At 66.8% G+C, this 20,137-nt stretch carries 18 protein-coding genes; 12 read left to right on the top strand and 6 right to left on the bottom strand.

Annotation, left to right across the window (positions count from 1 at the left end):
• The first annotated feature begins 29 nt into the window (after nucleotides 1–29).
• From RN629_RS04055 to RN629_RS04020, 8 genes are all read left to right on the top strand, one after another.
• Nucleotides 30–515, top strand: coding sequence for an A24 family peptidase (locus RN629_RS04055; protein WP_407033990.1), 486 nt, complete (start codon nucleotides 30–32; stop codon nucleotides 513–515).
• 55 nt (nucleotides 516–570) lie between these two features.
• Entirely contained in the window at nucleotides 571–1,578 is a 1,008-nt protein-coding gene (gene cpaB, locus RN629_RS04050) for a Flp pilus assembly protein CpaB (protein ID WP_407033989.1), read from the top strand.
• 3 nt (nucleotides 1,579–1,581) lie between these two features.
• On the top strand, nucleotides 1,582–3,114 hold the full coding sequence (locus RN629_RS04045) for a type II and III secretion system protein family protein (protein WP_407033988.1): 1,533 nt from the start codon (nucleotides 1,582–1,584) through the stop codon (nucleotides 3,112–3,114).
• Nucleotides 3,115–3,140: 26 nt separating this feature from the next.
• Nucleotides 3,141–3,803: a CpaD family pilus assembly protein gene (locus RN629_RS04040; protein WP_407033987.1), complete on the top strand. Its 663-nt coding sequence runs from the start codon at nucleotides 3,141–3,143 to the stop codon at nucleotides 3,801–3,803.
• Entirely contained in the window at nucleotides 3,800–5,065 is a 1,266-nt protein-coding gene (locus RN629_RS04035) for an AAA family ATPase (RefSeq protein WP_407033986.1), read from the top strand. Before RN629_RS04040 ends, RN629_RS04035 begins: the two co-directional genes overlap by 4 nt.
• Before the next feature lie 4 nt (nucleotides 5,066–5,069).
• Entirely contained in the window at nucleotides 5,070–6,053 is a 984-nt protein-coding gene (locus RN629_RS04030; RefSeq protein WP_407033985.1) for a type II secretion system F family protein, read from the top strand.
• Nucleotides 6,054–7,046 carry a type II secretion system F family protein gene (locus RN629_RS04025; RefSeq protein WP_407033984.1) on the top strand — a complete coding sequence of 331 codons (993 nt, stop codon included), beginning with the start codon at nucleotides 6,054–6,056 and terminating at the stop codon, nucleotides 7,044–7,046.
• A gap of 87 nt (nucleotides 7,047–7,133) precedes the next feature.
• The gene (locus tag RN629_RS04020; protein ID WP_407033983.1) at nucleotides 7,134–7,505 is read left to right on the top strand and encodes a hypothetical protein; all 372 of its coding nucleotides are present in this window, start codon (nucleotides 7,134–7,136) and stop codon (nucleotides 7,503–7,505) included.
• 67 nt (nucleotides 7,506–7,572) lie between these two features.
• Here the strand turns inward: RN629_RS04020 and ppdK are convergent, their stop codons facing one another.
• From ppdK to RN629_RS04005, 3 genes are all read right to left on the bottom strand, one after another.
• Nucleotides 7,573–10,233: a pyruvate, phosphate dikinase gene (gene ppdK / locus RN629_RS04015; RefSeq protein ID WP_407033982.1), complete on the bottom strand. Its 2,661-nt coding sequence runs from the start codon at nucleotides 10,231–10,233 to the stop codon at nucleotides 7,573–7,575.
• A gap of 128 nt (nucleotides 10,234–10,361) precedes the next feature.
• Nucleotides 10,362–12,425 carry a glycine--tRNA ligase subunit beta gene (gene glyS / locus RN629_RS04010; protein WP_407034167.1) on the bottom strand — a complete coding sequence of 688 codons (2,064 nt, stop codon included), beginning with the start codon at nucleotides 12,423–12,425 and terminating at the stop codon, nucleotides 10,362–10,364.
• Complete coding sequence (locus RN629_RS04005) at nucleotides 12,425–13,264, bottom strand: glycine--tRNA ligase subunit alpha (protein WP_407033981.1); 840 nt, start codon at nucleotides 13,262–13,264, stop codon at nucleotides 12,425–12,427. The genes glyS and RN629_RS04005 overlap by 1 nt, the downstream gene beginning before the upstream one ends.
• A 188-nt stretch (nucleotides 13,265–13,452) precedes the next feature.
• Here RN629_RS04005 and RN629_RS04000 point away from each other — a divergent pair, with 188 nt between their 5' ends.
• Both RN629_RS04000 and RN629_RS03995 read left to right on the top strand, forming a co-directional pair.
• Nucleotides 13,453–14,352: a TraB/GumN family protein gene (locus RN629_RS04000; protein ID WP_407033980.1), complete on the top strand. Its 900-nt coding sequence runs from the start codon at nucleotides 13,453–13,455 to the stop codon at nucleotides 14,350–14,352.
• A gap of 167 nt (nucleotides 14,353–14,519) precedes the next feature.
• Nucleotides 14,520–15,128, top strand: a complete 609-nt coding sequence (locus tag RN629_RS03995) for a 50S ribosomal protein L25/general stress protein Ctc (RefSeq protein ID WP_407034166.1) — start codon at nucleotides 14,520–14,522, stop codon at nucleotides 15,126–15,128.
• A gap of 218 nt (nucleotides 15,129–15,346) precedes the next feature.
• Here the strand turns inward: RN629_RS03995 and RN629_RS03990 are convergent, their stop codons facing one another.
• Nucleotides 15,347–15,673 (bottom strand): EF-hand domain-containing protein, encoded by a 327-nt coding sequence (locus RN629_RS03990; protein WP_407033979.1) that lies wholly within the window; start codon nucleotides 15,671–15,673, stop codon nucleotides 15,347–15,349.
• A gap of 345 nt (nucleotides 15,674–16,018) precedes the next feature.
• On the opposite strand from RN629_RS03990, the gene purB reads away from it, so the two are divergent.
• Nucleotides 16,019–17,335 (top strand): adenylosuccinate lyase, encoded by a 1,317-nt coding sequence (gene purB / locus RN629_RS03985; RefSeq protein WP_407033978.1) that lies wholly within the window; start codon nucleotides 16,019–16,021, stop codon nucleotides 17,333–17,335.
• A 67-nt stretch (nucleotides 17,336–17,402) separates the two neighbouring features.
• Here purB and RN629_RS03980 read toward each other — a convergent pair whose 3' ends face one another.
• The gene (locus tag RN629_RS03980) at nucleotides 17,403–17,915 is read right to left on the bottom strand and encodes a thioredoxin family protein (protein WP_407033977.1); all 513 of its coding nucleotides are present in this window, start codon (nucleotides 17,913–17,915) and stop codon (nucleotides 17,403–17,405) included.
• 155 nt (nucleotides 17,916–18,070) lie between these two features.
• On the opposite strand from RN629_RS03980, the gene RN629_RS03975 reads away from it, so the two are divergent.
• Entirely contained in the window at nucleotides 18,071–18,646 is a 576-nt protein-coding gene (locus tag RN629_RS03975; RefSeq protein WP_407033976.1) for a hypothetical protein, read from the top strand.
• Nucleotides 18,647–18,883: 237 nt separating this feature from the next.
• On the opposite strand, the gene dnaJ is transcribed toward RN629_RS03975, so the two are convergent.
• Nucleotides 18,884–20,011: a molecular chaperone DnaJ gene (gene dnaJ / locus RN629_RS03970; RefSeq protein ID WP_407033975.1), complete on the bottom strand. Its 1,128-nt coding sequence runs from the start codon at nucleotides 20,009–20,011 to the stop codon at nucleotides 18,884–18,886.
• Nucleotides 20,012–20,137 lie beyond the last annotated feature (126 nt).

The following is a 20,137-nucleotide window of genomic DNA, read 5'->3' as shown; positions in this document are numbered from 1 at the left end:
GAAAGCCCTGTCGTCTAGGTCTTTGGGCGATGGAGTGGCCGATTGTCCGTATCGCCCTGATCTGCGCGCTGGGGCTGTTGCTCCTGTCCGCCGGGATCGAGGATGCCCGCACCCGCGAAATCGCGGATCGCAAGAATATCGCGATCGCGCTGATCGCGCCGCTATGGTGGTGGTCGAGCGGCTGGGCCCTTTGGCCCGATATCGCGATCCAGATCGCGCTGGGGATCGGATTGTTCCTGCTGTTCGCGCTCGCCTTTCGCGTCGGCATGATGGGCGGCGGCGATGTGAAGATGATCGCCGCGCTGGCGCTGTGGCTGCCGCCCCAGCCCTTGATGCGCATGTTGCTGCTGATGTCGCTGGCGGGAGGCGCGGTGACGGTCGCGATGCTGATCGACCAGCGGGTCGCGCGCGCGCGCCGGTCCGGGCCGATCGAGGTTCCCTATGGCGTCGCCATCGCGATCGCCGGGCTCCTGCTGCTGCGAGAACCGATATTTAACCCCTTCCTTCCTAGATAACGCCGGGAAAGGCCGGGCGTGGGGCTCCGGCAACAGGGCCAAGAACGCACCGGATATGGACAGGCGTAAAGTCATATTGCTGATGGGGGCGCTGCTCGTCGCCGGGATCACCGCGCTGTTCGCGCGGACCGTGGTGTCGAGGGCCGCCGTGCCCCAGGCCAATGCCACCGTCATCACCGCGCCGCCGCCCGAGCCGAGCCCCGAGATCCTGGTGGCGACCCGCACCCTGACCGTCGGCACCATCATCGACCCGACCGCGCTGAAGTTCCAGCCCTGGCCGCGTGACATGGTCAACGGCGCCTATTTCGTGAAGGGCCAGACCCAGCTGGCACAGTTGCAGGGCACCGTCCTGCGCTATGCCGTCCCGGCGGGACAGCCGCTGACCCAGGCGGCGATCGTGAAGCCGGGCGATCGCGGCTTCCTGGCTGCGGCCCTGTCGCCCGGAATGCGCGCGGTGACGGTGCCCGTCTCCGCCCAGACCGCCGTGGCGGGCTTCGTCTTCCCCGGCGACCGCATCGACATGGTCCTGACCCAGGATGTGGCGGGCGGCGGCGACGGCCCACCGCTCAAGGCGTCGGAGACGATCATGCGCAACGTCCGCGTGCTGGCGACCGACCAGCGCACCGACACGCAGAGCGAGGACGGCAAGACGCCGGTCCGCACCTTCACCACCGTCACCGTCGAGGCGACGCCGAAAATGGCCGAGCAACTGGCCGTCGCGCAGACGGTCGGCACGCTGTCGCTGTCGCTGCGCGCGCTGGCCGATCACTCGGTGACCGGCGACCAGCCGCCCGAACAGACGCGGCCGATGGTCGACCATGCCTCCTACGCCACCGGCGGCGATGTCTCGCGCTATCAGCGGCGCAACGTGCCCGGCCGTCGGGCCGATGGCGGGTCCGGCAGCGGTGCGGGCATGGGCATGGGCATCCCCGCCCCGCCGGCCGCCCCGGGCATGCCCGCCGGCGTGACCGGACCCTTCGTCCGGGTGGCGCGCGGCAGCAACAGCAGCGTGGCACCGGTCGCGGGAACAAGCAGCGTGCCCCCCGTGGTGGGAAGGAACTGAGCCATGTCCTTGCACTCCTTCCTTTCCGGCTCGGCGCGCAGCCTGGGCTTCGCCATGACCCTGGCGCCGCTGCTGCTCGCCCCCGGCCCCCTCGACGTCGCCCGCGCGGCCGAACCGCATGAGACGGCGATCGGCAACACGCTGGAGATCAATACCGGCCGCGCGCGGCTCATCACCCTGGCGCGGCCGATGACCGACCTGTTCGTCGCCGATGACAGCATCGCCGACGTCCAGGTCCGCTCGCCGACCCAGCTCTACATCTTCGGCAAGAAGCCGGGCGAAACCACCGTGTCGGCCACGACGCGCAGCGGCGCGGTCGTCTATGCGACCACGGTCCGGGTGGGCAATAATTTCGACTCGATCGGCCGGATGCTGCACCTCGCCATGCCCGAGGCGCAGATCGCGGCGACGCCGATGAACGGTCTGATCCTGCTGACCGGCACCGTCGCCGCGCCCGACGACGTGGCGGAGGCCGAACGACTGGTGCAGGCCTATGTCGGCAAGGACACCAAGGTCATCAGCCGGTTGAAGACCGCGACCCCGTTGCAGGTCAATCTCCAGGTGCGCATCGCCGAGGTGAATCGCAGCTTCGTCAAGTCGATCGGCGTCAATCTGCTCAACCGCGACAGCAACAGCAGCGGCTTTGTGTTCGGCATCAGTTCGGGCCGCAACGCCGGTTCGATCAACACCATCACCGACCCCACCGGGGCGACGCGGACGCAATATCTGTTCAACCCGGGGCCGCAGCGGACCACGCTGGGCCTGGGCGGCCGGGTGCTGGGCATGGACCTGCTCAGCGCGATCGATCTCGGCGAGTCGCTCGGCCAGGTGTCGACCCTGGCCAATCCAAACCTGACCGCGCTGTCGGGGGAGACCGCGACCTTCCTGGCGGGCGGCGAGATTCCCATTCCGCTTGCCACCGGCTTCGGCGCGGTGTCGGTCGAATACAAGCAATATGGCGTCAGCCTGTCCTACACGCCGACGGTGCTGGCCGATGGCCGTATCTCGCTGCGCGTCCGGCCGGAGGTGTCGCAAATCTCCTCGGTGGGCTCGGTAACGATCAGCGGTACCTCGATCCCCGCGCTCACCACCCGCCGGGCGGAGACCACGCTGGAGCTGGGATCAGGCCAGAGCATGATGATCGGCGGCCTTTTGTCGAACAGTCATGACAACACGATCGAAAAGACGCCGTGGCTGGGCGACCTGCCGCTGATCGGCTCGCTGTTCCGCTCCAACGCGTTCAAGCGCAACGAGACCGAACTGGTCATCATCATCACCCCCTATCTGGTGAAGCCGGTATCCTCGCCCGCCGCCATCGCGCTGCCGACCGATGGCGAGCGCGCGCCCAACGACGCCGAACGCGTTCTGCTGGGCCGGATGGGCGCGGGAAGCGGCGAACCTCGCCCGGTGCCGACCATGGCCCCGGCGGTACAGGGGCGCCCGGTCACGGGGCCCGTCGCCCCCGCCGCCATCACGCCGATGACCGCGGCCCCCAAGGGTCGCAAATCCGCGCCCATGCCCGGCTTTTCCGAATGACCGCCCGACCAAGGATGTCACGCCTCATGCGCTGCTCGCTTCTCCCCCTCGCGCCGATCGGCCTGTTGCTGGCGACCGGAGGCTGTGCCGGTGCCGGGCAGACCGGCCTCGAAACGGTGCATCAGCCGGTCGTCGCGCAGACCGAATATGCGCTCGACCTCGCCGTTTCCGGCGGCCGGCTGGCGGCGGATGAGGGCCAGCGGCTCGATGGCTGGGCACGCAATCTGCGGCTGGGCTATGGCGACCGGGTGACGGTGGAGGATCCCGCCGGGGAAGCCCCCCGCGCCTGGCGTGAGGTGGCCGATGTGATGGGCCGCTATGGCCTGCTGATCGGCCAGAGCGGGTCGGTGCCGCGCAGCCCGGTGGCCCCCGCCACGGTGCGCGTCGTGGTGATGCGCGCCAAGGCCTCGGTGCCCGGCTGCCCGGACTGGCGGTCCGAGGGGCTGCCCGACTGGGACGGGCGCGGCGCGTCCAACCATGGCTGTGCCGTCAATCGCAATCTGGCGGCAATGGTCGCCAACCCGACCGATCTGGTGCGCGGCGTCGAGGGCCCCTCGGCCAGCGATCCGGCGATGGCCACCCGCGCCATCGACGCGCTCCGCCAGGCCACCCCGACGGGTAACGGCGGCACGACGCTGCGCAGCGCCAACGCCTCGGGTGGCAACGGCGGAATGGGAGGGCGGCAATGAACGCCCCCTGGAAGCCCCCTGTGCTGAACCAGCGCGACGCGTTTCAGGCCTATGTCTGCGACGACTGGACGGCCGAGGCGATCCGCCCCATCGTCATCGAACAGGGATGGGCGCCCGAAAAGGTGCTGAAGGGTGGCCTGAAGGCCGCGATCCATTCGCTGTCGGTGTCGGCCAGCCCGCAAATCCTGCTGGTCGACCTGAGCGACACCGCCGATCCCGGCAGCGAGATCAACAATCTGGCGGAGGTGTGCGAACCCGGCACGATCGTGATCGCGGTCGGGCAGGTCAACGACGTGCGCTTGTATCGCACGCTGATCGCCAGCGGCCTGCATGATTATCTGCTCAAGCCGATCCATGCCGACTATCTGCGCGACGCGATCGGACAGGCGCGTGCCATCCTCCATTCGCCGCGCGCCGCGGACATGGCACCCGAAAAGGCCCCGTGCAGCGTCGCGGTGATCGGCGTTCGCGGCGGTGTCGGCGCGTCCACCATCGCCACATCGCTCGGCTGGCTGATGGCCGAGCGGCAGCAGCGTACCACCGCCATCCTGGACCTGGACGTGCATTTCGGGACCGCCGCGCTGGCGCTGGACCTGGAACCCGGACGCGGGCTGGTCGACGCGATCGACAATCCCAGCCGCATCGACGGGCTGTTCCTGGAACGCGCGATGGTGCGCGCCTCGGAAAAGCTCGCCATCCTGTCGGCCGAAGCGCCGATCAGCGCCCCGATCCTGGCCGATGGCCTGGCCTTCGCGCAGTTGCAGGACGAGATGCGCGCGACGTTCGAGACCACGATCGTGGACCTGCCGCGCGCGCTGCTGATCCAGCAGCCGATGCTGGTGAGCGCTATGCAGACGATCGTGCTGGTCACCGAATTCACCCTGGCCGCCGCGCGCGATACGATCCGCTTCCTGTCCTGGTTCAAGGCGCATGCGCCGCAGGCGACCGTGCTGGTCGTCGCCAACCGCGTGCCGCTGCCCCATCAGATGGAGATTGCGCGCGCCGATTTCGAAGGATCGATCGAGCGCCCCGTCGACTTCCTCATCCCCTATGACCCCAAGCTGGTGGTACAGGCCGCCAAGGTCGGCAAGCCGGTCGCCGAGCTGGGCAAGGCGTCGCGCACCATCGCGCCGCTGATCGAGATCGCGCAGCGCATCTGCGCCTCGGTCGAGGGCGATGCGACGAAGCCACCGGCCAAGCCCGGTCTGCTCGACCGGTTCGACCTGAAGGCCTGGCTGCCGCAGCGGTCCCGGGCGGGCTGACCGCATGAGCCTGTTCGCGACCCTGATCCTGGCGGTCGGCGTCTTCGCGACGCTGGCGCTGCTGATCGCCGCGCTGTCGGGCGGCGGCGCGTCCCGGCTCCAGACCCGGCGACTGGCGGGGTTGCGCGATCGCATCGCGCCCGATCTGGGCATGGCGACGCCCGCCATCTTGGCGGGATCGCGCGGGATCGCGCTGGCCACCAACACCCGTATCGACGATGTGTTCGGGCGGCTGCTGCCCAACCCGGCCCAGCTCGCACGCAAGCTGGACCGGACGGGACGCGACTGGACCATGGGCCAATATGGCATGGCCAGCGCCGGGGTCGCACTGATCCTGCTGCTCATTGGCCTGTTCCTCGGACTGCCCTTCCTGCTGGCGCTGTTGCCGGCGGTGGTCGGCGCGTTGCTCCTGCCGCAATGGGTGTTGAGCATGCTGATCGCGCGGCGCATCGCCCAGTTCACGCAACGCTTTCCCGATGCCATCGAACTGCTGGTGCGCGGCCTTCGCTCGGGCTTGCCCATCGCCGAGACGATGGCGGTGGTCGCGCAGGAAGTCCGCGGCCCCGTCGGCCAGGAATTTCGCGGCGTCACCGACCGGATGCGGATCGGCCGGACGATGGATGCCGCGCTGCAGGAAACCGCCGACCGGCTGGAGATCCCCGAATTCCAGTTCTTCGTCATCGCCATCGCGATCCAGCGCGAAACGGGCGGCAACCTGGCCGAAACCCTGTCCAACCTGGCCGATATGCTGCGCAAACGCGCGCAGATGAAGTTGAAGATCAAGGCGATGTCATCCGAGTCCAAGGCCTCGGCCTATATCGTCGGCGTGCTGCCCTTCATCGTCTTCGGCATGATCTGGATGATCAACCAGCCCTATATGGCGCGATTCTTTACCGACCCCCGTCTGATGATCGTCGGCGCGGGGGGCTTCCTCTGGATGGTCCTGGGCGCATTCATCATGTCGCGCATGATCAGCTTCGAGATCTGAATGACCGGCAGCACTCCCCTGTATCTCGGCCTCGACGCCGCGTCCTTCGCCGCCCTGCTCTGGGGGCTGTGCGTCTTCGCGCTGCTCGTCGCGGGCTATACGCTGATCGGCCTGCGCGATCCGATGACGCGGCGCGTCCGCGCGCTCAACGAACGGCGCGAGCTGCTCAAGGCGGGGACCATTGCCCCGGGGCGGAAACGCACGCAGTTCATCGAACGCTATGACCTGCTCGAACGGATGCGCACGATCCTGAGCGCGCTCAAGATGTTGCAGGACGAACAGGTCAAGGCGGTGCAGCTCCGCCTGCTCCAGGCGGGCATTCGTTCGAAGGAACTGGCCTTTGCGGTGATCTTCGGGCGGCTGGCGCTGCCCATCATCCTAGGCGGCGGCATGGCGCTGTGGGTTTATGGCACCGACGGCCTCGCCGAGTGGAAGCCGTTCACCCGCTACTTGCTGGTCGCCGGCACCCTGATCCTGGCCTATAAGCTGCCCGACCTCGCGCTGAAGAACCGCGTCGACAAGCGGACCGCCGCGATCCGCAAGGGATTGCCCGACGCGCTCGACCTGATGGTCATCTGCGCCGAGGCGGGTTTGACCATCGACGCCGCCTTCGCCCGCGTCGCGCGCGAGCTGCGCCGGGCCTATCCCGAACTGGGTGACGAATTCTCCCTGACGTCGGTCGAGCTGGGCTTCCTGACCGATCGGCGGCAGGCGCTCGAAAATCTGGCGACGCGCGTCAATCTGGACGCGGTGCGCGGCGTGGTCACGACCATGATCCAGACCGAGAAATATGGCACCCCGCTGGCCAGCGCGCTGCGCGTCCTGTCCGCCGAATTCCGCAACGAACGGATGATGCGTGCCGAGGAAAAGGCCGCGCGCCTGCCCGCCATCATGACGGTGCCGCTGATCCTGTTCATCCTGCCGACGCTGTTCGTCGTGATCCTCGGACCCGCCGCGTGCTCGATCAAGGATTCGCTGATGGCGGGTCAGTAAGCCGCAACAGGCAGTCGCCGAAGCCGCCCCGCGCAACCAGCGTCGCGATCAACCGTTGACCCTGCGTAACAGACAGGGACCGATGCGATGCTGTTCACTTCGACGACGCAATTCGCGGTGCTGGGGCTGGTCCTCATCGCCGGTTGGCTTTTCGGGCTCGCCAGCCATCCGGGCGGGCGTAAATGGCGGGACCGCTATGTCACCGAGCGGGATGCCCATGCCGCGCAGGTGAAGGACACCGAAACCAAGCTGACGGCGGCGCGCGACCGCATCGCCGAGCTGGAGCGCGAGAATGAACGGCTGGCAACGGCGCAGCCGGTCGCGGCACCCGTCGAAGCGGCGCCATCGGCCCGGCGGACGCCGCCCTATCGCGCTGCCGGCACGCCCCGCGCCGCCTATCCGGCGGGCCAACAGCGGGGCTGGTTCGACTGGGACAACGGCGTCTCGACGCACGGCTAAGCCGGGCGCACCCTGCCACGGGTGTCATGCCGGAAGGGGCCGCCCCGAAGCGCGGCCCCTTCTTGTCTTACCTGGCCTTCAACGCGGCCTGTGCCGCGGCCAGGCGCGCGATCGGCACACGGTACGGGCTGGCCGAGACATAATCGAGCCCGACCTGCTCACAGAAAGCGATCGATGCCGGATCGCCACCATGTTCGCCGCAGATGCCCAGCTTGATCCCCGGTCGCGTCGCCCGGCCGCGTTCGGCGGCAAGGCTGACCAGCTCGCCCACACCGTCGACGTCCAGGCTGACGAACGGATCCTTCGCGTAGATGCCCTTTTCGACATAGGTGCTGAGGAAGCGGGCGGCATCGTCGCGGCTGACCCCCAGCGTCGTCTGGGTCAGGTCGTTGGTGCCGAAGGAGAAGAACTCACCCACCTCGGCGATCTCTCCGGCCTTGAGCGCAGCGCGCGGCAGCTCGATCATCGTGCCGACGAGATATTCGACCGTCTTGCCGCGCTCGGCAAAGACCGCCTGCGCCGCCTTGTCGACCACCGCCTTCATCAGCTCCAGCTCGCGCCGGGTGGCGACCAGCGGGATCATGACCTCGGGGATCGGGGCCTCACCCGACTTCTCCGCGACGTCGAGCGCCGCCTCGAAGATCGCGCGCGCCTGGATCTCGTAGATTTCGGGATAGGTCACGCCCAGACGGCAACCGCGATGGCCCAGCATCGGGTTGAACTCGTGCAGCTCGTTGGCGCGGCGCTTGAGCGTATCGACATCCACCCCGGCCGCGGTGGCCACCTCGGCGAACTCGGCCTCCTGCTGCGGCAGGAACTCGTGCAGCGGCGGGTCGAGCAGGCGCACCGTCACCGGCAGGCCAGCCATCACCTCGAAGATCGCGGTGAAATCGGCGCGCTGTTCGGGCAGCAGCTTGTCGAGCGCGGCGCGCCGGCCCGCTTCGTCCGCCGCCAGGATCATCTGGCGCACCGCGGTGATCCGCGCCTGGTCGAAGAACATATGCTCGGTGCGGCACAGGCCGACGCCCTCCGCGCCAAAATCGCGCGCAGTCTGGCAGTCGAGCGGAGTTTCCGCATTCGCCCGGACCTTCAGGCGGCGGACCTCGTCAGCCCAGGCCATCAGCGTGCCGAAATCGCCCGCCAATTCGGGCTGCACCGTCGCCACTTCGCCCAGCATGACTTCGCCGGTCGACCCGTCGAGCGTCAGGATATCGCCTTCGCGCACCTCGCGCCCGGCGACGCGCATCACCTTGGCCTTGTTGTCGATCGACAGGCTGCCCGCGCCCGAAACGCAGGGACGGCCCATGCCGCGCGCGACGACCGCCGCGTGGCTGGTCATGCCGCCGCGAGCGGTCAGGATACCCTTGGCCGCATGCATGCCGTGAATGTCCTCCGGCGAGGTTTCGACGCGGACGAGGATCACCGCCTCGCCCGCCGCCGCCGCGCGCTCGGCGGCGTCGGCGTCGAACACCACCTTGCCTGACGCCGCACCCGGCGAGGCGGGCAGCCCCTTGGTCAGCACGTCGCGCTTCGCATTGGGGTCGAGCGTCGGGTGGAGAAGCTGGTCGAGCGCCGCCGGATCGACGCGCGCGATCGCTTCCTCGCGAGTGATCAGGCCTTCATTGGCCATGTCGACCGCGATCTTCAGCGCGGCCTTGGCGGTGCGCTTGCCCGACCGGGTCTGGAGCATCCAGAGCTTGGCCTGTTCGACCGTGAACTCGATGTCCTGCATGTCGCGATAATGGGTTTCGAGCTGGTCGAAGACGGCGGCCAGCTCGGCATAGACCTCCGGCATCGCCTCTTCCATCGAGGCGGGCTTGGCGTTCGCTTCCTCGCGCGCGGCCTTGGTCAGATATTGCGGCGTGCGGATGCCCGCTACCACGTCCTCACCCTGCGCGTTGATCAGGAACTCGCCATAATAGGCTCGGTCGCCCTTCGACGGATCGCGGGTGAAGGCCACCCCCGTCGCCGAGGTGTCGCCCATATTGCCGAAGACCATCGCCTGCACATTGACCGCGGTGCCCCAGTCGGCGGGAATGTCGTTCAGCCGGCGATAGACCTTGGCGCGTTCCGACTGCCACGATCCGAACACCGCGCCGACCGCGCCCCAGAGCTGGTCCTGCACATCCTGCGGGAACGGCTTGCCCCATTGTTCCTCGACCAGGCCCTTATAGACCGTGACCAGCTTCTTCCAGTCTTCGGCCGTCATCTCGGTATCGAGGGTGAAGCCATTGTCTTCCTTGGCGATCTCCAGCGATTCCTCGAACGCGCCGTGATCCAGTTCCAGAACGACATCGGCATACATCTGGATGAAGCGGCGATAGCTGTCCCAGGCGAAGCGCTCATCGCCCGCCTTCTTCGCCAGCCCCTCGACCGTTTCGTCGTTGAGGCCGAGGTTCAGCACCGTGTCCATCATGCCCGGCATCGACACCCGCGCGCCCGAGCGGACCGAGACCAGCAGCGGATTCTGCGCGTCGCCGAAGCGCTTTTCGGTCACCGATTCGATATGCGCGATCCCTGCCGCGACTTCTTCGCGCAGGTCCTGCGGGAACTGTTCGCCATCCTCGTAATAACGGGTGCACATCGCCGTCGAGATGGTGAAGCCGGGGGGCACCGGCAGGCCGATCGAGGCCATTTCAGCCAGATTCGCCCCCTTGCCGCCAAGCAGGTTCTTGTCCCCCTTGCCGCCGTCCGAAACGCCGCCGCCGAAACGGTACACATAGGTCATCGGTGTGATCCTTTACTGGTCGCATCGTCCGACGCCCTGGGGACACAGGCGTCGGGTTTAATAAGGCGTTATTGGCGAAGGGGAAGAGCATGAATGTGACATTCGTGCTTCCCGATCCGCCAGCTAAATCATCCCTCGATCCGCGAGAAATCCGCCACGGTGTGGACAGCGGCCCGGACGCGGGCGAGCAGCCCCAGCCGGTGCGCCCGCCTGGCCGGATCGGCGTCGTTGACGGTCACGTCATCGAAGAACCGGTCGATCGGCGCACGGAGCGAGGCGAGCGCGGCCATCGCGGCCTCGAAATCCTCGGCCTTCACCGCGTCGGCAGCCAGCGGCTCCGCGACATCCAGTGCAGCCCGAAGCGCCGCTTCGGCAGGCTCGGCGTCATAGGACGGCAGGCCGCCGAGGGTCAGATCCAGCGGCACCTCATCCTTTTTCAGAATATTCGCGGCGCGCTTATATCCGGCAAGCAGATTGGCACCATCCTCCGTCACGACAAAGGACTGCAACGCGCGCACACGGGCGAGCAGCCGGACCATGTCGGATTCTCCGCCGAGCGCAAAAATCGCGTCGATCAGATCGTGTCGCACCCCGGCTTCGCGCTGCTGGACCTTCAGACGATCGATCAGGAACTGAATGACGTCATCGACCTGATTGGCATCGGATGTTTCGGTTCGCGCCAGCATCGCGGCGTTGACGATCGCGAACATCGGCGCGCGAAGCCCGTTGCGCCCAAACACTTCCAGAATCCCAAGTCCCGCGCGACGCAAGGCGAAGGGGTCCTTCGACCCGGTCGGCTTGAGCCCTACCGAGAAGAATTGCGCCAACGTATCCAGCTTATCCGCCAGCGCCACGGCCACCGTCACCGGCGCGGTGGGGACGTCATCGCCCTGCCCGACCGGCTTGTAGTGATCGCGGACCGCCTCGGCGACCGCAGCATCCTCACCCTGCGCAGCGGCGTAATAGCCGCCCATCAGGCCCTGCAATTCGGGGAACTCGCCGACCATGCCGGTGACGAGGTCGGTCTTGGCCAGTTCCGCCGCGCGACGCGCCAGCACCGGATCGCAGTTCGGGACGATGCCCTCGCTCGCCAGCCATTCGGCAAGCTTGGCCACCCGCGCGACCTTGTCGGCGACGGTGCCCAGCTTTTCGTGGAAGACGATCTTTTCCAGCAGGGGCCGCAGATCGTCCAGCTTCGTCTTCCGGTCCGTCTCGTAGAAGAACCGCGCATCGGACAGGCGGGCGGCAAGCACCTTGGCATTGCCCTCGACGATCTTCGCGCCGCCGTCGCTCGCCGCGATGTTCGCGGTGCAGACAAAGGCGTTGGCGAGCTTGCCGTTACCTGAGCGGCAGACGAAGTATTTCTGGTTCACCCGCGCGGTGAGCTGGATCACCTCGGGCGGCACGTCGAGAAACGCTGCGTCGAAGCGGCCGAGCAGCGGCACCGGCCATTCGGTCAGCCCGGCATTCTCGGCGACCAGTCCTTCATCGGCGACCAGTTCCAGCCCGGCCTCGGCCGCCAGTGCCGAGGCGCGGTCGCGGATGATCGCGGCGCGCTCGTCCTGATCGACCAGCACCCGCACCGCGCGCAACTGCTCGACATAGGCGTCCGCGCCGGTCAGCGTGATCGCGGCGGGCGCGTGGAAGCGATGGCCGCGCGTCTCGGCGCCGCTGACGATCCCGGCAATCTCGAACGGCACCACGTCGTCGCCGAACAGCGCGACGATGCCGTGCAGCGGGCGGACCCAGCGCATCGATTCGGTCGAGGCCGACGCCGCGCCCCAACGCATCGACTTGGGCCAGGGGAAGGCGCGGACGATCGCGGGGATCGCCTCGGCCAGCACCGCCGCCGTCGCGCGGCCCGGCTTTTCGGTGATCGCGAACAGCACGCCGTCACGCTCGGTCAATTGCTCGCGGGTCAGCCCGGTCTTGCGAAGAAAGCCTTCCAGCGCCTGGGGCGGGGCCGACGCGCGCGGGCCCTTCACCTCTTCGGAGACCGCTTCGGTCGCGGACGGAAGCCCCTTCGCGATCAGCGCAAGACGACGCGGCCCGGCATAGGTGACGACCTCCCCCGCCGACAGCCCCGCCTTGGCGAGTTCGGCGGCGAACAGCTTGGCGAGATTGTCCCGCGCGCCCGCCTGCATCCGGGCGGGGATTTCTTCGGAGCGGAGTTCGAGCAGAAAATCGGTCATCACGCGGCCCAGCCGTTCTTGTCCATCCAGGCGCCGCATGCGCCCTTCGCCAGATCGCGGACGCGGCCCATATAGGCCTGGCGCTCCGCCACCGAGATCACGCCGCGCGCCTGCAACAGGTTGAAGGTGTGGCTGGCCTTGATCGCCTGTTCATAGGCGGGAATGGGCAGCTTGGCCTCCAGACAGCGTTCGCACTCCGCCGCCGCCTTCTTGAAGGCGTCGAACAGCGTGTCGGTATCGGCGACCTCGAAATTCCAGGTCGACATCTGCTTCTCGTTTTCGAGAAACACGTCGCCATAGCTGACGCCCGCATCGTTGAAGCGCAGGTCGTACACATTGTCGACGTCCTGGATATACATCGCCAGCCGCTCCAACCCATAGGTCAGCTCGCCCGCGACCGGCTTCATGTCGAACCCGCCCATCTGCTGGAAATAGGTGAACTGCGTCACCTCCATCCCGTCGCACCAGACTTCCCAGCCCAGCCCCCAGGCACCCAGCGTCGGGCTTTCCCAGTCATCCTCGACAAAGCGGATGTCATGTTTTGTCATGTCGACGCCGATCGCCGCCAGGCTGCCCAGATACAGGTCCTGCAAATCGGCGGGCGAGGGCTTCAGGATCACCTGATACTGGTAATAATGCTGGAGCCGGTTGGGGTTCTCGCCATAGCGGCCATCGGTCGGGCGGCGGCACGGCTGGACGAAGGCGGCGTTCCAGCTCTCCGGTCCCAGCGCGCGCAGCGTGGTCGCCGGGTGAAAGGTGCCCGCCCCCATCTCCATGTCATAGGGTTGCAGGATCACGCATCCCCGCTCGCTCCAATAGTCATGGAGGGTGAGGATCATGCGCTGGAAGGAAAGTGGTCCTTCCGGGGGTCCGTTCCGGGTCTGCATAATGGGCGCAGGCTTTGGCGGATGGCCCCTTCGCGGTCAAGGCGAGCGCCATTGCCCGGATCGTACCCTGGGGCCAAATAGGGCGGATCGGCTCCATGCCCCTTCCCTTTCCGCCCTTCCCTTTCCGAAAGCCCGATCCCATGAAGACGATCATGAAAACCGCCTTCACCTCGCTCGCGCTGATGCTGGCGCTCCCGGCCTGCGCCCAGAGCAAGCCCGCGCCCAACCCCAATGACGCGGACCCCGCGCTGTGGGTGGTAAAGGACGCCGACACCACCATCTATCTGTTCGGCACCATCCATGTGCTGAAGCCCGGCCTGTCCTGGTTCGACGAGGCGGTGAAGACCGCGTTCGACAAGTCCGACCAGCTCGTGCTCGAAATGGTGCAGCCCGATCCCGCGACGATGCAGCAGATCGTGATGAAGAACGGTATCGTCACCACCGGCCCGACGCTGACCGAACAACTGCCCGCCGACAAGCGCGGGGCGTATCTGAAGGCGATGACCGAGGCAGGGCTGCCCGCACAGGCGTTCGACCGGATGAGGCCCTGGCTTGCCGCCGTCACCCTGTCGCTCGCCCCCATCCAGAAGCTGGGCTATGATCCGAAGAACGGCCCCGAAACGGTACTGGCCGACGCGGCCAAGGCCGCCAACAAGCCGGTCGCTGGGCTGGAAACCGCCGAACAGCAGATCGGCTTCTTCAACGGCCTGTCGCAAAAGGCGCAGATCGCATTCCTGACCTCCACCGTCGACGAGATGCCCAAAGCGGGCGAGGAGATGGCGAAGATGGTCGACGAATGGGCGCATGGCGACCCCGATGCGCTGGCCCGCGACATGAACGACAGCCTGAAGGACTCGCCCGAGGTCGCCAGGACCTTGCTGACCGATCGCAATGCTCGCTGGGCGAGTTGGATCAAGCAGCGCATGGCCAGGCCGGGCACGATCTTCATCGCGGTCGGCGCGGGCCATCTTGCCGGCGAGGACAGCGTCCAGGCGCAACTCGCCCGACAGGGGATCAAGGCGCAGCGTATCGCCTATTGAGGCGAAAACGCCCCCGCCGCGGCGAGGCATCCAGCCGGGCGGCGGGAAGCCTCCACCCCGCCTTGCCTTTTCGGCGCATAGCCGCTATGCGCCGCCGCTTCCGATCATGGTCATCCCTGGAGGCGTGGTCGGGAAAGATACATCCATTTCGTTTCGGAGTAATTGGAATGAGCGACACCCTTACGCTCGCCGCCGAGACGCGCGATCAGGTTGGCAAGGGAGCCTCCCGTTCGCTGCGTCGTGAAGGCCGCGTCCCCGCCGTGATCTATGGCCAGAACAAGGCCGCCGCGTCGATTCATCTCGAAGAGAAGGCCCTCATCAAGGCCCTGATGACCGGCCACTTCTTCACCTCGGTCATCATGGTGGACGGCCAGCGCACGCTGGCGAAGGACGTCGCGTTCCATCCGGTCAACGACCGCCCGCTGCACGTCGACTTCCTGCGCATCGGCGAGCATGAGACCGTCACGGTCGCCGTGCCCGTCGTGTTCGCCGACGAGGAAGAATGCCGTGGCATCAAGCAGGGCGGTGTCCTGAACATCACCCGCCACGAAATCGAGCTGGTCGTCGACGCCGCCAACATCCCGACCGAGATCTCCATCTCGCTCAAGGGTCTGGAAGTCGGCGATTCGATCCACATCTCGAACGTGACCCTGCCCAAGGGCGCCCAGCCCGCCATCGACGATCGCGATTTCGCGATCGCCACGATCGTTCCGCCGACGGTTCCGACCGCCGATGCCGAGGACGCCGAGGCAGCCGAAGGTTCGCAGGAGGCCTGATCCGGCCTCGCGCCCTTTCGGGAGCATGCGAACGCGAATCAGGGCAGGCGGCGGCAGCGCCCCTGCCCTTTTTCATGCCCGGCCGACAACCCTTCCCATGCCGGGCGAGACGGAAGGGCATATGACCGAAGGGCCGCCGGACCCATCGGTCCGGCGGCCCCATCGATCCGCGTTCGCGGCTGGTCAGGAACGGACCGCGTTCCCGTGAAGGCCGGGGATCAACCCTGCCCCTGGCTCAGAAAGCCGGTCAGTTCGGCCTTCGAAACCTTCTTGCTCTTGTCGGTGTCCGCCTGGGCAAAGGCCGTGCCGATCCACCGCTTCGTAGCCGCCGATTCGGGCTTGGCCGACGGATCGGTCTGCGACTTCAGCGCGACCATCCACTGGCCGAACTCGGCCTTGCTCAATTGCCCGTCGCCGTCCTTGTCATAGGTCGGGAACTGGGTTTCGACGACCTGCGCGATCTGGTCGCCGGTCGCCTGGACCTGCCCCTGGGCCGGAGCCGCCTGCGTCGGGGCCGGATCAGTGGCGGGTTGCGCCGACTGCATTGGATCGGTTGCCGTTGCGGAACCGCTTTGCGGTGAAGTGGGCGCCGTCTGCGTCGGTTCGACCGTGGTCTGCGCAAGCACCGGCGCAGACACCATCATGGCACCTGCAAGAAAAGCATATTTCATCATCTCATCTCTCCCTTACTCTGGTAGAATGATGACTATGAAGACCAGGAACGCGATCTTCGCCATGAGAGATAGGATCGCAATCTACATTTTGCCATACGCATTTGGAGCGACGGGATTTGAAGGCTCGGCTCGTCCCTGCTAACGGCACGGCACGCCGTGATTCCGAAAGGAAGGCCACGGTGAGCCGTGCCGTTTCCACGACCTGAAGGGTGCCCCATGATTCCGCGCTATTCCCGTCCCGCCATGACCCGGATCTGGGATCCGCAGACCCGCTTCCGCATCTGGTTCGAGATCGAGGCGCATGCCACCGACGCGCTCGCCGAACTGGGCGTCGTGCCCCGGGAAGCCGCCGCGCGCATCTGGGAAGCCGACAAGGCCGCCGGGGACTTCGACATCGATCGCATCGATTCGATCGAGGCGGAGACCAAGCACGACGTCATCGCCTTCCTCACCCATGTCGCCGAGCGGACCGGGCCGGAAGCGCGCTTCCTGCATCAGGGCATGACCTCGTCCGACGTGCTCGACACCTGTCTGGCGGTGCAGCTCGCCCGCGCCTCGGACATCCTGCTCGAAGACCTCGACGCGCTGCTCGCCGTCATCAAGCGCCGCGCGCTGGAGCATAAGCTGACCCCGACGATCGGGCGCAGCCATGGCATCCATGCCGAGCCGGTCACCTTCGGCCTCAAGCTGGCCCAGGCCTATGCCGAGTTCGACCGCAACCGCGCCCGGCTGGTCGCGGCGCGCGCCGACATCGCCACCTGCGCGATTTCGGGCGCGGTCGGCACCTTCGCCAATATCGATCCGCGCGTCGAAGCGCATGTCGCCGCAAAGATGGGGCTGACCGTCGAGCCCGTCTCGACCCAGGTCATCCCGCGCGATCGCCATGCGATGTTCTTCGCCACGCTGGGCGTCATCGCCAGCTCGATCGAGCGTCTGGCGACCGAGGTCCGCCATCTCCAGCGCACCGAGGTGCTGGAGGCCGAGGAATATTTCTCGCCCGGCCAGAAGGGCTCGTCGGCGATGCCGCACAAGCGCAACCCCGTGCTGACCGAAAACCTCACCGGCCTTGCCCGCATGGTGCGCGGCTATGTCACCCCGGCACTGGAGAATGTCGCTTTGTGGCATGAGCGCGACATCAGCCACTCCTCGGTCGAGCGTTATATCGGCCCCGACGCGACGATCACGCTGGATTTCGCGCTCGCCCGCCTCACGAGCGTGATCGACAGGCTGGTCGTCTACCCTGCGCGGATGGAGAAGAACCTCAACAAGATGGGCGGCCTCGTCCATTCGCAGCGCGTGCTGCTGGCGCTGACCCAGGCGGGGGTGAGCCGCGAGGACGCCTATCGCCTCGTCCAGCGCAACGCGATGAAGGTGTGGGAGTCGGACGGCGAATTGTCGCTGATGGAACTGCTCAAGGCCGATGCGGATGTGACGGCGGCGCTGTCGCCCGAAGAGATCGAGGCGCGGTTCGACCTCGATTATCATTACAAGAATGTCGACACGATCTTCGCGCGCGTGTTCGGCGAGGCCTGATGATCGCGGGGGAGCGGCAAATGCCCTCCCCCCATATCCCCGTCGATGACAGGTGGGCGCGGGACCGTCAGCCCACCCAGCCGGCCAGCCAGTCCGCGACCGCCTGCGGCGTCATCGCCCGCGCATCGGCCAGCGCCGTCTCGCGGCCCGCATTGACCAGCCTGTTGGTCTTCGGGTCGACGATCAGCACGGCGGGCACGCCCTGAAGCCGGCCCTTGATCCCGTAGGACGCGGGAATATCCATATTCTGGTCGAACCGGCCGACATCGACCGTCACCACCTCGAAATGCTTCGCGACAAAGGCGCGCATCTGCGGCAACTCAACCACCCCGGCCAGCAGCCGGCAGTCGAGGCACCAGTTTCCACCCAGATCGATCAGCACCCGCTTGTGCGCCTTGACCGCCCGCACCCGCGCCGCCGCGATCTCCGCCTTCGCGTCGCCCGCATGATAAGGTAGCGGGAGCGGCTTGGGCAGCGCCTCGAAAGTCGCGATCCCGACGCGTGGGGCCGCAACTGGCGCGGCGGCGGGGAGCGCCGTCGAGGCGGCGATCAGGGACAGAGCAAGGAAGCGGTGGATCATATTAAGGGTGGTCCTTCCATCGAATGGATGCAGTGGACCGCGAAAACCGCCTTTTGGCAAGCAAGCGATCCTATTGCCCGCCCCTGTCCAGCAAGGCCGCTTGCCATCACCGTTTACAGATGTAATCATAAAATTCCGGTTGGTGGAGGACGATGATGACGAAGGTCGGCTTTGCTATTCTGGCGTTGTCCCTGACGTCGCCCGTGCAGGCCCAGACCACCAAAGCGCAGGACAATCGTGATCTGACGGCGATGTTCGAGGCGGATCAGGCTATCCGCCAATCCATAGACCCCGCCAAGCCGATCGATATTTCCTTCGTCCGCCGCATGATCGCCGAAGACAATGCGCGCCGGGCGGCGGTTCGCGTCATGCTGGATCAAAACCGTCTGGCCACGGCGGAGGATTATTACCATGCCGCTTTCGTCTTGCAGCATGGGTCGAGCGCGGGGGATTATCTGCTCGCGCATACGCTCGCTCTGGCGGCGGCGGCACGCGGCAAAAAAGATGCAAGCTGGATCGCCGCCGCGACGCTCGATCGGTATCTCATGAAGATCGGCCAGCCACAAATCTATGGCACGCAATATATCCGGTCCAAGGAAAGCGGACCAACCATGGCCCCCTATGACCGGAACCTGATCCCCGACAGCCTGCGAAGGGCATTGGATGTCCCCGTCCAGGCGGAGCAAGTCCAAGAGCTGGATGCCATGAAAACCTCCAGCCCAAAGCCCTGATCGTGTAAGAGGGAGCCAATGTCCGGCCCCTCCCCAAGCCGTCGCCGATCCGCCCAGGTCGGACGCCCTTCCGGCAAAGCCGCCTTCATTCCTTCCCAACATGGGGAGGGGGATCATGCGGAGCATGGGGAGGGGTGTCCCCGGTCCTTGAGGTAAGGCTGCCCCCCCTCCGTCAGGCCCTTGGCCTGCCACCTCCCCTTGCAGGGGAGGAGTGGAAGGAATGCCGATCCGTCTAGGTCACTCCCCCGCGAAAACGCTCTTCAGCTTGGCGAAGAAGCCCTGGCTCTCCGGGCATTCGTCACCCGTCTCGGTCTCGCGGAAGAGTTCGAGCAGTTCGCGCTGGCGGGTGGACAGACGGGTCGGGGTTTCGACTTCGATCTGGATGACCAGATCGCCGGTGCCGCGCCCCTGAAGCACGGGCATCCCCGCGCCACGCTGGCGCAGTTGCTTGCCCGACTGGATGCCCGCCGGAATCCTGATCTCGTGCATCCGGCCATCGAGGCCCGGGATCGACAGCGATCCACCCAAAGCCGCCGTCGTGAAGCTGATCGGCGCCCGCGCGAACAGGGTCGTGCCCTCGCGCTCGAAGATGGCGTGCCGCTTCACATGGAGGAAGATGTAGAGGTCGCCAGCCGGTGCCCCGCGCGCGCCCGCCTCGCCCTCGCCGGACAGGCGGATGCGGGTGCCCTCGTCGACGCCCGCCGGAATATTGACCGACAGCGTCTTGGTCTTCTCGACCCGGCCCTCGCCCCGGCAATCGGGGCAGGGATCGGCGATGATCTGGCCCGCGCCCTGACAGACCGGGCAGGTCCGCTCGACCACGAAAAAGCCCTGCTGCGCGCGCACCTTGCCATGGCCGCCGCATTGCTGGCACGTCTTGGCGCTGGTGCCGGGCTTGGCACCCGTACCGTCGCAGGTATCGCACGCGGCCGAGACGTCGATCGTGATCTCGGTCGACTTGCCATGGAACGCCTCTTCCAGCGTGATTTCCATGTCGTAGCGCAGGTCCGCGCCGCGCCGCGGGCTTTGCCGCCCGCCGCCGCGTCCGCCACCCATGAATTCGCCGAAGACGCTTTCGAAAATATCGGAAAAGGCGCCGAAATCCTGGCCGCCATGGCCACCGCCCATGCCGCCCTGCTGGAACGCCGCATGGCCGTACCGGTCATAGGCCGCGCGCTTCTGCGGGTCCTTCAGACAGTCATAGGCTTCGCTGATCGCCTTGAACCTAGCCTCTGATTCCTTGCAGCCCGCATTGCGGTCCGGATGATATTGCATGGCCAGCTTGCGGTAGCGCGACTTGATCGTCGCATCGTCCGCCGTGCGCTCGCATTCGAGCAGTTCATAATAATCGATCGTCGTGCTCATGCCCGGTCTCGCCCCGTCCGCCCGTGCGCGCCTCGCTGGCCGACCGTGCCTTCAGGCCGGACGGAGCGACACCGCGAAGCGCTTCAGTCATGGGCCCCGGCCATGTTCGCCGGGGCGGTATTCCAA

This window comes from Facivitalis istanbulensis, from assembly GCF_040560405.1.
Classification (GTDB): domain Bacteria; phylum Pseudomonadota; class Alphaproteobacteria; order Sphingomonadales; family Sphingomonadaceae; genus Sphingomonas; species Sphingomonas istanbulensis.
The sequence above is the reverse complement of the archived record's forward strand: the minus strand, read 5'-3'. Positions and strand labels throughout refer to the sequence as shown.

Coding starts and splice junctions, on each gene's coding strand:
- RN629_RS03975 (WP_407033976.1), top strand. CDS start 18,071: ATGACGAAGGTCGGCTTTGCTATTCTGGCGTTGTCCCTGACGTCGCCC.
- dnaJ (WP_407033975.1), bottom strand. CDS start 20,011: ATGAGCACGACGATCGATTATTATGAACTGCTCGAATGCGAGCGCACG.
- RN629_RS03995 (WP_407034166.1), top strand. CDS start 14,520: ATGAGCGACACCCTTACGCTCGCCGCCGAGACGCGCGATCAGGTTGGC.
- RN629_RS04035 (WP_407033986.1), top strand. CDS start 3,800: ATGAACGCCCCCTGGAAGCCCCCTGTGCTGAACCAGCGCGACGCGTTT.
- RN629_RS04040 (WP_407033987.1), top strand. CDS start 3,141: ATGCGCTGCTCGCTTCTCCCCCTCGCGCCGATCGGCCTGTTGCTGGCG.
- cpaB (WP_407033989.1), top strand. CDS start 571: ATGGACAGGCGTAAAGTCATATTGCTGATGGGGGCGCTGCTCGTCGCC.
- RN629_RS04045 (WP_407033988.1), top strand. CDS start 1,582: ATGTCCTTGCACTCCTTCCTTTCCGGCTCGGCGCGCAGCCTGGGCTTC.
- purB (WP_407033978.1), top strand. CDS start 16,019: ATGATTCCGCGCTATTCCCGTCCCGCCATGACCCGGATCTGGGATCCG.
- RN629_RS04020 (WP_407033983.1), top strand. CDS start 7,134: ATGCTGTTCACTTCGACGACGCAATTCGCGGTGCTGGGGCTGGTCCTC.
- RN629_RS04055 (WP_407033990.1), top strand. CDS start 30: ATGGAGTGGCCGATTGTCCGTATCGCCCTGATCTGCGCGCTGGGGCTG.
- RN629_RS04005 (WP_407033981.1), bottom strand. CDS start 13,264: ATGATCCTCACCCTCCATGACTATTGGAGCGAGCGGGGATGCGTGATC.
- RN629_RS03990 (WP_407033979.1), bottom strand. CDS start 15,673: ATGCAGTCGGCGCAACCCGCCACTGATCCGGCCCCGACGCAGGCGGCT.
- RN629_RS04000 (WP_407033980.1), top strand. CDS start 13,453: ATGAAGACGATCATGAAAACCGCCTTCACCTCGCTCGCGCTGATGCTG.
- RN629_RS04025 (WP_407033984.1), top strand. CDS start 6,054: ATGACCGGCAGCACTCCCCTGTATCTCGGCCTCGACGCCGCGTCCTTC.
- glyS (WP_407034167.1), bottom strand. CDS start 12,425: ATGACCGATTTTCTGCTCGAACTCCGCTCCGAAGAAATCCCCGCCCGG.
- ppdK (WP_407033982.1), bottom strand. CDS start 10,233: ATGACCTATGTGTACCGTTTCGGCGGCGGCGTTTCGGACGGCGGCAAG.
- RN629_RS03980 (WP_407033977.1), bottom strand. CDS start 17,915: ATGATCCACCGCTTCCTTGCTCTGTCCCTGATCGCCGCCTCGACGGCG.
- RN629_RS04030 (WP_407033985.1), top strand. CDS start 5,070: ATGAGCCTGTTCGCGACCCTGATCCTGGCGGTCGGCGTCTTCGCGACG.